At 43.8% G+C, this 11977-nt stretch carries 11 protein-coding genes; 7 read left to right on the top strand and 4 right to left on the bottom strand.

All coding sequences use genetic code 11. From position 1 onward, the window contains the following. Positions 1–3: 3 nt before the first annotated feature. Positions 4–468 carry a hypothetical protein gene (locus HWQ44_RS13650; protein WP_292719331.1) on the bottom strand — a complete coding sequence of 155 codons (465 nt, stop codon included), beginning with the start codon at positions 466–468 and terminating at the stop codon, positions 4–6. Between the two features lie 51 nt (positions 469–519). Between HWQ44_RS13650 and HWQ44_RS13645 the strand changes: the two genes are divergently transcribed. Together HWQ44_RS13645 and HWQ44_RS13640 are read left to right on the top strand one after the other, a co-directional pair. Continuing rightward, positions 520–663, top strand: a complete 144-nt coding sequence (locus tag HWQ44_RS13645; RefSeq protein WP_292719329.1) for a hypothetical protein — start codon at positions 520–522, stop codon at positions 661–663. A gap of 247 nt (positions 664–910) precedes the next feature. Then, positions 911–1630 carry a tetratricopeptide repeat protein gene (locus HWQ44_RS13640; RefSeq protein ID WP_292719327.1) on the top strand — a complete coding sequence of 240 codons (720 nt, stop codon included), beginning with the start codon at positions 911–913 and terminating at the stop codon, positions 1628–1630. A gap of 229 nt (positions 1631–1859) precedes the next feature. On the opposite strand, the gene HWQ44_RS13635 is transcribed toward HWQ44_RS13640, so the two are convergent. Together HWQ44_RS13635 and psaM are read right to left on the bottom strand one after the other, a co-directional pair. Continuing rightward, entirely contained in the window at positions 1860–2270 is a 411-nt protein-coding gene (locus tag HWQ44_RS13635; RefSeq protein WP_292719325.1) for a hypothetical protein, read from the bottom strand. Between the two features lie 417 nt (positions 2271–2687). Continuing rightward, entirely contained in the window at positions 2688–2777 is a 90-nt protein-coding gene (psaM, locus tag HWQ44_RS13630) for a photosystem I reaction center subunit XII (RefSeq protein ID WP_040630342.1), read from the bottom strand. Positions 2778–2977: 200 nt separating this feature from the next. Between psaM and HWQ44_RS13625 the strand changes: the two genes are divergently transcribed. The 4 genes from HWQ44_RS13625 (at position 2978) to HWQ44_RS13610 (ending at position 9485) form a co-directional block, all read left to right on the top strand. Next, positions 2978–4240 carry an FGGY-family carbohydrate kinase gene (locus HWQ44_RS13625; protein WP_292719323.1) on the top strand — a complete coding sequence of 421 codons (1263 nt, stop codon included), beginning with the start codon at positions 2978–2980 and terminating at the stop codon, positions 4238–4240. A 1441-nt stretch (positions 4241–5681) separates the two neighbouring features. Continuing rightward, positions 5682–6305 carry a 2Fe-2S iron-sulfur cluster-binding protein gene (locus HWQ44_RS13620; RefSeq protein WP_292719321.1) on the top strand — a complete coding sequence of 208 codons (624 nt, stop codon included), beginning with the start codon at positions 5682–5684 and terminating at the stop codon, positions 6303–6305. Then, entirely contained in the window at positions 6292–7275 is a 984-nt protein-coding gene (locus HWQ44_RS13615) for a xanthine dehydrogenase family protein subunit M (protein WP_292719319.1), read from the top strand. Before HWQ44_RS13620 ends, HWQ44_RS13615 begins: the two co-directional genes overlap by 14 nt. Beyond that, positions 7272–9485 carry a xanthine dehydrogenase family protein molybdopterin-binding subunit gene (locus HWQ44_RS13610; RefSeq protein ID WP_292719317.1) on the top strand — a complete coding sequence of 738 codons (2214 nt, stop codon included), beginning with the start codon at positions 7272–7274 and terminating at the stop codon, positions 9483–9485. Before HWQ44_RS13615 ends, HWQ44_RS13610 begins: the two co-directional genes overlap by 4 nt. Before the next feature lie 78 nt (positions 9486–9563). On the opposite strand, the gene HWQ44_RS13605 is transcribed toward HWQ44_RS13610, so the two are convergent. Then, positions 9564–9938: a hypothetical protein gene (locus HWQ44_RS13605; protein ID WP_292719315.1), complete on the bottom strand. Its 375-nt coding sequence runs from the start codon at positions 9936–9938 to the stop codon at positions 9564–9566. Positions 9939–10395: 457 nt separating this feature from the next. Between HWQ44_RS13605 and HWQ44_RS13600 the strand changes: the two genes are divergently transcribed. Beyond that, entirely contained in the window at positions 10396–11799 is a 1404-nt protein-coding gene (locus tag HWQ44_RS13600) for a hypothetical protein (RefSeq protein WP_292719313.1), read from the top strand. Positions 11800–11977: the final 178 nt, after the last annotated feature.

The following is an 11977-nucleotide window of genomic DNA, read 5'->3' as shown; positions in this document are numbered from 1 at the left end:
TACTTAAAGAACTTTGTGAGTGTGAGAATGCTGTTTAACGTTGTCTTCTTTGGTGACAACTCTAGCGGCGTTTAACACCCGCTTGCGCTCAATAGAATACTTAAAATCAGTGTAGTTTGTACCTAAGGGAATCAGGGATTTGGCAGATTCACGACGCTTGTAGGTGCGAGCTGCTGCAAATGCCCGTGGGACAAATTCCTCTCCAAACTGAGCCGACTCTGGGAAGCCATCTGGCAGGAGTTGTGAATCGCCATCCAGCACAGCTCCCAAAGTTGTGGCATGAGCCAGCTTATAGGAGGTAGGAATGCCTTTTAACAGCGCTTCCAAAGCCGCAGAGGGAATCGGTTCTATAACTTCGATTTGATAAACTTCTCCATCTTCTTTGACGAAGCAGGTTGCCAAGCCGATAACAATATAGTCATCGGTTGCTAAATCAGGGGCATTGGGATAGGAAATTGCAGTTGTCATCGGAAAATTTCTCAAAAATTAAAAATTAAATCTGGGGATTGGGGATTGGGCATGGATGAAGAAACAAAGGAGATGGGGGAGTTATTCTTCCCAGTTCCCAGTTCCCAGTTCCAAGTCCCCAGTCTCCAGTCCCCAATCCTCTCTCTAACGAACGGCTTGTTGGCATTCTACCAATTTGTCGCTCTCACTACTTGACTAGTCTTTGAGATTGACATCTGCTATTTCTGGAATTCACCTTCAGAATCAAGTATCCATGATTAGGTTTGAGGGGCAATTGTTTTTTTAGGGCGTAGATTTCTACTGGTGTGAGTAGTTTAAATTCAGTCTTGAGATGGCTTGAAAGTAACCATAAATACCTTAATAATATAGAGACAGTGGTAGAACCACCAGCGGAAAAAACTAGAATTTGATTTCACAAAGCAGGGATTTCAGGCAGGGAAAAATGAATATTCACTCATTTTTAGCTGATGATGACCAGCAAAGTAAGCAATATAATTACGTGTTAAATAATACAAATAAAGTCAAAGAGGAGAGGACAAGCCATCGCAACGAATCTACTTTCGGGGATAGCTACTTACGTTCTTGTGCTTTGAGGTTGGCTCAACAAGGAAACTATACTGAGGCGATCGCACTTTTAAACCAACTAATCTCCCGCCATCCCCACAATGCCGTTGATTACAACAACCGGGGGCTGATTTATTACCAAAGTGGTGAAAGGCAAAAAGCGCTTTCCGACTACAACACCGCTCTCAAATTTAATCCCTATTTAGCTAGTGCTTATAATAATCGGGCAAATTACTACGCGACTTGTGGAGAATTAGCAGTAGCACTTGCCGATTACGATCAAGCCATTGATTTGAATCCTCGCCATGTCCGGGCGTGGATTAACCGAGGCATTACCTGGCGTGACTTGGGGCAATATGAAGAGGCAATTGAGAATTTTGAGGTAGCACTGCTTTTCGGTCAACTAGAAGGTCATATCTGGGCTGAACGCGGCAGGACTTACCATCTTTGGGGCGACTGGAATTGTGCGATCGCTGATTATCGTCGCGCCCTCACTCAACTGCCCTCTCAGGGCAACAGTAAGGATCTTACTGGTTATCGGTTGCGTTTACAACTCGAAAATCGGCTCAACGAGTTGCTCTCGGAATCAGCGTCCTAGTTGGTAGATTAGTTCTTTTTGCAAATTCAAGATTCAAAAAGTAGATTCTTCATTTTGAATTTTGAATTGGAGCGACGCTGTATCGCTAATGACTAATAGATGATAACTATATAGCTATTCAAAAATTAGCTATTAACCATTATTTATTAGCAATAATATAAATTAACACCCGGTTTATACGTAACTTGAATCACAAGAAGCCTAAATAATCCCAAATTCGCCATTTATCTTAAGGTGATGACTCTGTTTGTTCATCTTCTCGGCGATCCTGATTCATCAACACCACCCGCCGCTGGCTGGGATCAAATCGGTATCCTTGTTGTTGTCTAATAGTTTTAGCTTGCTGAGGATCGAAGTTACGGCTAAATTCTGCCTGTAAGCTATTGACATGTTCTTCCATTAGCTTGACTTCAGTACTAATTTCTCGCAACTTTTCTTGCTGTGACCAGTGATAAGGCAAAAGTTGTGCTAAGGCAGAGGCTGCAACCGCTGTAATCACAAGATTAACTGCTATTTTGGCTGTGCTTTCCAGTGCCATCACCTGGTAAGAACGTTGACGAAGATGCCGCTTTGGTCGAGGAATAACCCGACGTTTTTGTATAGGTTGTGACGGTGGTCTGGATGGTTGAATCGCGTTCATGATGCTAAAAGATAACCTCGCTTAGTGAAGGGAAGCACTATGAAGAGTGCTGAGTTTCGAGTGCTGAGTGCTGAGTAAAAAAATCACTAATCGCACTCAGCATCAAATCAGTTCAGAGTAGCGAGTGCCTTGGCTTAAAGTGAGAAGATTCATAAGTACTACTTTTTACTCATTACTTCTTCCTGGGCACTCAGCACAGGCTCAACGCCCTGCTAACAGCACTCCTAAATGCTTGATTTAGCTGTCATATTACTTCATTTTTTTGAAATAGCTACAAGTGTTGCACTAGTTAAAAAATAACCTGGCTTACGTAAGTGCAAGATTTATAGCTACTTATGGCATGAAGCCACAAGCCTCTAGAAATTGCACCCCGTACTGCCAGGATTATTAGCTTTTCAACTGTGTCACATCGGAGCGTTATTTGTAAAGTTCTGTGGCTAATCGCCAAGCTAGAACTCCTGGGATCAGCGCCACAACTAGAGCGATGTAGACTTGAGTATCTGAGATGGAAGATATCTGAGCGATATACAGAGTATCTAAGATAGGCATGGCTGAAAACCTCCTAACCTGAATAGATTTTGAACAGTTCGTTTACTACTTTTCCTTGTTTTGCCAAGATTGTGGAATATCTTGTTACAAGATGCAACAAAAGCAGTTATTAGTCAGTAGTCCTTAGTTATTCTCCATTAAAAAAATTTATAAAAATTATGAATTTATATCTGGGTATCGACTTCGGCACATCTGGCGCACGCGGCGTGGTGATTGACGAGGAAGCTTCCTATATTCAGGCTGAGGTGCGATATCCCTTTAACGATGCTCTAGCGGCTGTTACGCCAAAAATTTGGCAGGAGGCTTTGTTTATGCTGGTGGAACAAATACCTGAAGAGTTGCGGCGAGAAATTAAAGCGATCGCAATTAACGGTACTTCTTCCACCGTCTTGCTGGTTGATGCTGCTGGCAATCCTGTAGATGCACCACTGTTGTACAACGATGCGCGGGGATCATTGGTGCTAGAGCATTTGAGGAGTATCGCCCCTCCTAATCATACCGTGTTGAGTGCCACCTCCAGCCTGGCCAAACTAATGTGGATGAGGCAATTACCTGCTTTTAATGAAGCTAGATATTTCTTGCATCAAGCAGATTGGCTGGCGTTTCTCCTACATGGGTATTTAGGTATTAGCGATTACCATAATGCTTTAAAGCTGGGTTATGACGTGGAGGAGTTGAAATACCCAGAATGGCTAGAATTGCTGCAAATACCGATTCAGCTACCCAAAGTTTTACCACCTGGGACTCCAATTGCCCAATTGCGCCCTGAAATTGCGGATAAGTTCGGTTTACGCAGTGATTGTTTGATGTGTGCTGGTACAACTGATAGTATTGCCGCTTTTCTTGCCAGTGGGGCAAAATTACCTGGTGAAGCCGTTACTTCCCTTGGTTCAACGTTGGTACTAAAGTTGTTAAGCCGTACCCGTGTAGAAGATGCGCGATACGGGATTTACAGCCATCGCTTGGGTGATTTGTGGCTGACTGGTGGTGCTTCTAATACTGGTGGTGCAGTACTTAAGCAATTTTTCACAAATGCTGAGTTAGAAAGCCTTAGCTGTGAGATTGATGCTTCAATTGCCAGCGAGTTAGATTATTATCCGTTGTTGAAGGTAGGCGATCGCTTTCCTATTAATGATCCCAATCTACCCCCACGATTGGAACCACGCCCAGATCACCCGACGGAATTTTTGCATGGCTTATTAGAAAGTATTGCCCGCATCGAAGCACGAGGGTATGAATTATTACAAGAAATGGGTGCAGACAAATTGAGCCGTGTTTATACCGCTGGCGGTGGCGCGGCGAATAAAACTTGGACTGCAATTAGGGCGCGTCATTTGCAGGTTCCTGTCGTAGCATCAGTGTACACAGAAGCTGCTTATGGCACAGCGTTGTTAGCAATGGAGGGATGGAAGAAGGGGTGAAAAAGAGTAATTGTGTAACTATCTTTTCGTATATATCTATCTAAATCAGTATCTATCCCAGTGACAATCGCCATATCTCGGCCGATACTGGGATGATTAGATACCGGACTATAGATTCCAGGTTGATCATCTGGGCAGCTATTCGGGGATGGGTGCTTCGCAGTAAGCGAATGTCATCTATCCCCTTTACTAATTAGTGTGATATCAAGTTCGGGTGATTACTAATAATAAAATTTATCAGTGTAGGTTGGGTTGAACGGCAGTGAAACCCAACATGAACAAGCATCAAGCGTTGGGTTTCGTTCCTCAACCCAACCTACAGATGTTATAAGTATTTAACCAAACCTGATATGAGTTCTGAGGGGATTAGGAGAAAAGAAAAAGATTTTTTAACTGCGCGATCGAGATTATTATTTTTATCTAGGGAAAAGGTGAGGCTGCGGACTCGGATTTGATCACCTTTAATATCTAGTGGCTGTCTCAAGTCTTTAGGATATATCAAAAAGGCTTACATTTTGTTGTGTTGGCGTAGCTGATGATTTGATAAATATCTGCATTGATTGTCAGTTCAGGGGTTTTATACTTTGTATTTAAAACCGCTATTGTTTTGTTATAGCGTTTCCCGATCTAGCGAAGTACACCCGTAGGGGCACGGCACTGCCGTGCCCCTACAATTCGCGATATAATTTTGTACCGCATCTGAATGGGAACCGCTATAGTAGCAGGATCACATAGGAATATATTTATCCTGAGGTAATAATTATAACTAGTTTACATAGGATGTTACTCTTTTAAAAGAGAGCTTTCTGGCGTGTTTTTATTAAGCCATTCTGTAACCAAAAGTTCATGCAAATGTGCCATGTTGACGACAAAGAGTAAGAGTTTTTAATTTACTTTTTCATGACTGGGACTACTGTTTTCTAAAAAGTATTAGCAGATTTTATGTAATAGCTGATAATCTGGATTGAGCCAATCCAATCTTCTGCAATACAAGATGGCAACTATACTAATTTGTTTAGAGACTAATAACCTTTTCTTTCATCAAATAAAGGCTAAATTTTTCAAGATAGTTAAAAGTTTTATAAATGCTAGTAAATCAAGTCTAAAGTCAGCATTTTGAACTTTTATTAAGTATTTTTAACATCCTATTTACTGAAGCTCCAGACATAATTAGTAGAGAAGATTAATTGAATAATTACTCTAAAATTTAACTGTTTTATCTAGGAAAAGCATTCTTATTATAAAACATAATAAAAGTTATAGATGATACTTATGGCATAAAACTTCTGATAGAGAGACGATAACAAGATGAAATTGTATTCTGTTAACAATGTCATTTTGAGGAAAATGCTTGAAATAAAAAGTGGTTTTATATAAATAAATTGATTCAGAGAGAATTACTCAATATTATTACTCAACAAAAACAGAATGGAGTAAATAAATGAAGTTTTTCCTAAGACGCCGTAAGTTGGGTCAACTGATGATTGTCAGCACAGTAGCGGCTACGATCGCTAATTTTGTAGAGAAAGCTGTAGCACAAACTCCAGTCAAAAAAACTACTCCCATGCTGGCAACTTCGACACCTGAAACTGTGAAGGTGACGCTGCAAGTGAATGGAACAGCACATAGTTTGCAAATTGAACCACGTGTGACCTTACTTGACGCACTTCGAGAATATCTAGGACTAATTGGTACTAAAAAAGGTTGCGATCATGGTCAGTGCGGTGCTTGCACGGTGCTGGTTGATGGGCAACGGATTAATTCGTGCCTGACATTTGCGATTATGCATACTGATGCAAAAATTACAACTATTGAAGGGTTGGAGCAAGGAAACAATCTGCACCCGATGCAAGCCGCGTTTCTGTCCCGCGATGCGTTTCAGTGCGGCTACTGCACGCCAGGACAGATTTGTTCGGCGGTGGGTTTGGTGAACGAGGGACACGCTAAATCGGATGCCGACATTCGTGAACTGATGAGCGGCAATATCTGCCGTTGTGGCGCTTATCCAAATATCGTGGCTGCTGTCCGCGATGTCTTAGAGGGAAAAAAAGATGCAGCCGTTTAGCTATAACAAAGCAGGACAAGCAGAGAATGCCGTGGCTTTGGTTACTCCAGAGGTGCAAGCTGCTTACTTGGCAGGGGGTACAAGCTTAATTGATTTGATGAAGCTGAATGTACAAACGCCAAAACAGTTAGTTGACATTAATCCACTACCGTTAACCAAGATAGAAGTACAGGGTAATGGCGTGCGGATTGGAGCAATGGCAAGCAATAGCGACGTTGCTTATAATCCGCTCATTCAGGAGCGTTACCCCGTGCTGTCAGAGGCTTTGCTGTCTGGGGCATCACCGCAACTGCGAAACATGGCAAGTGTGGGCGGAAATTTACTGCAACGTACCCGCTGCTACTACTTCCGCGACACCGCCTTCCCCTGCAATAAGCGCGTTCCTGGTTCAGGTTGTCCGGCAATCGAGGGTTATAACCGCATTCATGCGATTCTTGGCGGTAGCGATCGCTGTATTGCCACCCATCCTTCTGATATGGCGGTGGCAATGATCGCACTCGATGCCGTTGTGCAAACACGCGGGCCGAGGGGAGAGCGTAGTATTCCCCTTGTAGATTTTCATCTTCTACCTGGCGAAACGCCAGAAAGGGAAACAGTTCTAGAACACGGAGAGTTAATTGTTGCCGTTGACTTACCTGCTTCAACCTTTGGAAAGCGATCGCACTATTTAAAAGTCCGCGATCGCGCCTCCTATGCTTTTGCGATGACATCGGTTGCGGCGGCATTAGATATTCAAAATGGCATCATTCGCTCGGCACGGATTGCCCTTGGTGGCGTCGGAACAAAGCCTTGGCGCGCCTTTGAAGCGGAAAAAGTGCTTCTGAACAAGCCGGCAAACCAGGCAACATTTCAAGCAGCAGCATTGGCTGCGATCGCCGGAGCTAAACCTCAAAAATACAACGGGTTTAAGGTCGAACTGGCTAAACGCACAATTGTTAAGGCGCTGACAACGGTGGGAGGGATGGCATGAATACAGGGGATAAAAATATAGTTGTCGGCAAACCGTTAAATCGAGTTGATGGACGGCTTAAGGTAACTGGCGGCGCCCGCTATGCGGCTGAGTTTCCGGTAGCAAAAATGACTTATGGCGTGACAATTCAAAGTGCGATCGCCAAAGGGAAGATTGCCCAAATTGATACCAAGGCGGCGGAAAAAGTACCGGGTGTATTAGCAGTAATTACCCACCTTAACGCGCCCAAAGCTTCTGGAGAAAAGGGCGGCGGTCGCAAGCTACAAGTCCTGCAAGATAACGTTATCCTGTATAGCGGTCAGCACATTGGTGTCGTCGTTGCCGATACCTTTGAACGAGCGATGTATGCTGCCTCGCTGGTGCAAGTTCGCTATGACGAAGAGAAACCAACCATCAATATGCGGGAAAACCTCGCTAAGGCATACTTACCTAAAGGTAAAATCCCTAGAGAAGAGCCGCCAGATTCCGCGCATGGCAATGTCAGCCAGGGACTAGCGGCGGCGGCTGTCCGCGTCGAGCAAACCTATACCACCCCAGTAGAAAATCACAATCCGATGGAGCCTCATGCCACAACAGCAGTTTCGCAAGGGGATGAGCTGCTGCTGTATGACGCAACTCAGGGAATCTTTCAGGTTCAACAAAAAGTTGCAGGGGTATTAGGAATTGAGCCTGAGAAAGTCCGCGTTATGTCTTACTTTGTGGGCGGTGGCTTCGGTTGCAAAGGGTCGGCTTGGTCGCATGTGCCAATAGCTGCGATGGCAGCACGGCAGGTTAATCGCCCAGTAAAATTAGTTTTGGGACGTATACAGATGTATGGGCCTGTCGGCTTTCGACCGGAGACAATTCAACAGGTTTCTCTCGGTGCAACCCGCGATGGCAAATTGACTGCTTTGCGACACGCCGGCACTTCCCAGACTTCAACTTTTGATGAATTTATCGAACCTGTTGGTAAAAGCGCCCGGATGATTTACGCTTGCCCGCATATCGAAACTAGCCACCGTCTGGTTCAACTCGATGAAGGAACACCAACCTTTATGCGGGCCCCAGGCGAAGCTTCTGGGTCGTTTGCTTTAGAATCAGCAATGGATGAACTAGCTTATGCGCTCAATATCGATCCGGTGGAACTGCGTCTACGTAACTATGCTGAAGTCGATCCTAGTAAAAAACTGCCTTGGTCGAGTAAGTCACTAAGAGAGTGTTACAAATTGGGGGCAGAAAAGTTTGGCTGGCAAAAGCGCAATCCCAAGCCTCGTTCAATGCGCGACGGTAATTATTTGATTGGTTGGGGTATGGCGACAGCTACTTATCCTACCAATCGTTCTCCAGCATCAGCGATCGCTCGAATTATGGCAGACGGTACAGCCGTTGTATTGAGCGGTTCCCAAGATATTGGCACCGGAACTTATACTGTCATGACTCAAGTTGCAGCTGAGGCACTCGGTCTACCAGTTAGCAAAGTCCGCTTTGAACTAGGCGATACCAAGATGCCAGAAACGCCCGTTTCTGGTGGTTCACAAACCGCCGCCAGTGTCAGTTCAGCCGTGCATTTAGCGGGAAATCAAGCACGCAGTCAGCTTTTGCAACTAGCACTTGCCGATCAAAAATCACCGCTTTATAGTTCAAAGGCTGAGGATGTGATTGCGCGAGATGGCAGCTTTTTCTTAAAAAATAAATCTTCCGCCAGCGAAACTTATGAGGCAATCTTGGCACGGCATGGAATGAAAATGCTCGAAGCGCGTGGAGATGCCAAGCCTGGAGACGAACAAAAGAAGTTCTCAATGCATTCATTTGGAGCGCAGTTTGCCGAAGTTCGCGTTGAGCCTGATTTGGGTGAAGTGCGAGTATCACGCTGGGTAGGAACTTTTGGCGGGGGACGCATCCTCAACGCTAAAACAGCCAACAGTCAGCTGATCGGTGGGATTATTTATGGCATCGGCATGGCGTTAATGGAAGACACCATAACAGACCCGAACCGAGGACGCGTTGTCAACCATGATCTGGCTGAATATCACGTACCAGTGAATGCAGACGTTCCTGATATTGAGGTGTTGTTTGTGGATGAAGACGATCCACATATCAACCCGCTTGGTGTCAAAGGAATTGGTGAAATTGGAATTACTGGCACTGCGGCAGCGATCGCTAATGCTGTCTATCATGCCACAGGTAAGCGCGTCCGTGATTTGCCAATTACCTTAGACAAGCTGCTGTAGATAAATTTGCGATCGCCGAGACGATGAAAGCTCATTACACGGGCGGCGATCGCTAATTTCCAAACTCAATTAAGTCGATCAACTTGCGATCGCATCTGGCTTTTTGCGGGAAGGACGCTTGCGCTCTGATTTTTTCTTCAGTCCCACAGCTTGAGCCTGATCGCTATCTGAACCATATTGCCCGCGCACAACTTCTTTCATTGCCAATACAGCATTATGAAATTCCCACTCTGCTAATCGAGCAGCATCAGAAGCAGCACGGTATAAAGCTAGTTTCTCGGTTTCGGTTTGTTGAGAAATCAACATCGCCTGATAAACTTCCTGTAACTTAGCAGTTGAGGCATCAGCACGAGTCGTATTGTAGGTGCTGATGGTTTGCAAACCGTGGAATGAGTCAATATCTTGACTAATCAGTTGAGGGCGCAAACGGTTTGTTGTATTTTGGGGAGGCATACATGCATACTTAGTAAATTGTATATTTAATGTGCCCATTACAACAAAAAAAGTTATCAGTAAGATGAAATTTTCAGATAGGGCAAGGTTAGAAAGGGTGGTTTAAGATAACAGGTCGATGTATTGGCATAACAGACCGATGTATTGGTATAACAGGTCGATGTATTGGCATAACAGACCGATGTATTGGTATAACAGGTCAATGTATTGGCATAACAGACCGATGCATTAACATTGCAGACCGATGCAATTACAAAACCGTAAGACGACACTAATTGGCAAGTAGCGCGATCGCAATTGCGCTCTGATTTTTTCTTAAATCTAACCACTTACCAGTACAAAGGTATGGGTTATAACTTAGTAAAGCAGGATCTGAGTTACAGCTATTTGTCACAATAGTAACAGTCAGAATCTTGCCCACTTCCTTGAATAGCCCGTGTTTTTGAAAATGCCGCAAGTGAGAATCGTTATAAAAATTTTTCTCGCCTCGCCAGGTGATGTTGCTACAGAGCGTCGTCATGTGGAAAAACTAAAAGAGGAGATTAACCGAACCGTTGCGGCAAATAAGGGAATTGTGCTTGAAGTTGTTAGTTCAGCAAACGCTTTTCCCAGTTACGGTAAAGATGGTCAAGCCATACTTAATGAACAAATTGGCAAGATGCAAGAGTATGAGCTCTTTATCGGCATTATGTGGAATCGGATTGGAACACCGACTCCACGTGCCAAATCTGGAACGGCAGAAGAGTTTGCACGAGCAGTCAGAAGTTTAATGCGTAAAGGAAAACCACAGGTTTGGTTCTACTTTCGTGAAGCACCAGCTCACCTTACTACAAAGGAGCAATTGAGACAACGGGAAGAGGCGCTGGAGTTTAAAGCTAAGTTTCGAGGCAAAGGGTTATTTCGGGAATATAAAACTCCTGCTAACTTTCGCGATCAATTGCGAGAGCATTTAACTCTTTGGCTAAACCAGTATCCAAATGCAGCGTCCCAACCTCTTACTGCCGCTAAGAAACAAACTAAGAAGAAACCAGAAGTGAAAACAGAATCTGAATCTTCACCTGTAGCTAGCGATCGCAAGAAAATAACATCAGCAAATAACACATCTGCAACACCTCGAAAAACTCCTACCTCAAAAAGTAGCACTTCCCGAAGCACTGGAACTGTGAAAAACTCAGGAGATTGGGTCATGCTGAATGATAAATTTTTCCAAACTAAATCGAGTGCTACTCAACCAGATCGAAGCATTATTATTCAACTGTCACCAAAGAATATGGAACAGGTTGCTGAGTTGAAATCTCTTCATCCAGGAGAGTTCCACAATAAAAAGCAGATTACTTATGCTGATCAGCACGATGCTGGCATTATGGAAGTTTCGTCTGTGTTATCTGAGTCCTTGGCGGGAAAAACCAGCTTTAACATTACGCTTAAACCAATTCAGCGATCGCAGAATAGTAGCTTTATATTGGAGGCAAATTTCAATAACTACAGTGCTGACGAAATCGCTGAATTGCGTATTCGTCAAATGTTGCTAGGAGAAGCACTTCCTAAAGATATCGGACGGTTCTTTCCTACTACTCAAATCACTGCACCATACAACCATACAGTAGAAGTTAAAAAAGGAATTTTTCCAGAACTGTGGGCAAAGCTTCAAAAAGAACCGAGATTATTTTTACCAAAAGCATGGCTATGGGCAGTGTATTATCTGAAGATGAGTCAACTTGTTGAAGATGTTTTAGAGTTAGAGCTTGGGTCAATTAAGAACAAAGTGATGCCTGTTCGATTTCGAGGAAAAAGGCGAGTATATTCCAATCAGGAACCCTGCATTATTGAAGTTTTAGGAAACTGTACTCTCAGTGCATAAATGAACGGTAATTATTCTACGAACATTGCAATGTTCTTCAAGCTTCTAACCTCCATCAAACTCAAAAAATTAGGAGCTACATCTGTTAGCGCTCTTTTATTACTCTCATGAGAGTATAATTAGTTACTAAGAGTTTAACTTAGCAAGGGTATTTAATTGGGTTCAAGAACGGCTACCT

Source organism: Nostoc sp. JL34 (assembly GCF_017114945.1).
GTDB lineage: Bacteria > Cyanobacteriota > Cyanobacteriia > Cyanobacteriales > Nostocaceae > Nostoc.
This window is presented reverse-complemented; position numbering and strand designations above follow the sequence as displayed.

Excerpts from the sequence above, each read along its gene's own strand:
- HWQ44_RS13650 (WP_292719331.1), bottom strand. The coding sequence starts at position 468 with ATGACAACTGCAATTTCCTATCCCAATGCCCCTGATTTAGCAACCGAT.
- HWQ44_RS13645 (WP_292719329.1), top strand. The coding sequence starts at position 520 with ATGGATGAAGAAACAAAGGAGATGGGGGAGTTATTCTTCCCAGTTCCC.
- HWQ44_RS13640 (WP_292719327.1), top strand. The coding sequence starts at position 911 with ATGAATATTCACTCATTTTTAGCTGATGATGACCAGCAAAGTAAGCAA.
- HWQ44_RS13635 (WP_292719325.1), bottom strand. The coding sequence starts at position 2,270 with ATGAACGCGATTCAACCATCCAGACCACCGTCACAACCTATACAAAAA.
- HWQ44_RS13625 (WP_292719323.1), top strand. The coding sequence starts at position 2,978 with ATGAATTTATATCTGGGTATCGACTTCGGCACATCTGGCGCACGCGGC.
- HWQ44_RS13620 (WP_292719321.1), top strand. The coding sequence starts at position 5,682 with ATGAAGTTTTTCCTAAGACGCCGTAAGTTGGGTCAACTGATGATTGTC.
- HWQ44_RS13615 (WP_292719319.1), top strand. The coding sequence starts at position 6,292 with ATGCAGCCGTTTAGCTATAACAAAGCAGGACAAGCAGAGAATGCCGTG.
- HWQ44_RS13610 (WP_292719317.1), top strand. The coding sequence starts at position 7,272 with ATGAATACAGGGGATAAAAATATAGTTGTCGGCAAACCGTTAAATCGA.
- HWQ44_RS13605 (WP_292719315.1), bottom strand. The coding sequence starts at position 9,938 with ATGCCTCCCCAAAATACAACAAACCGTTTGCGCCCTCAACTGATTAGT.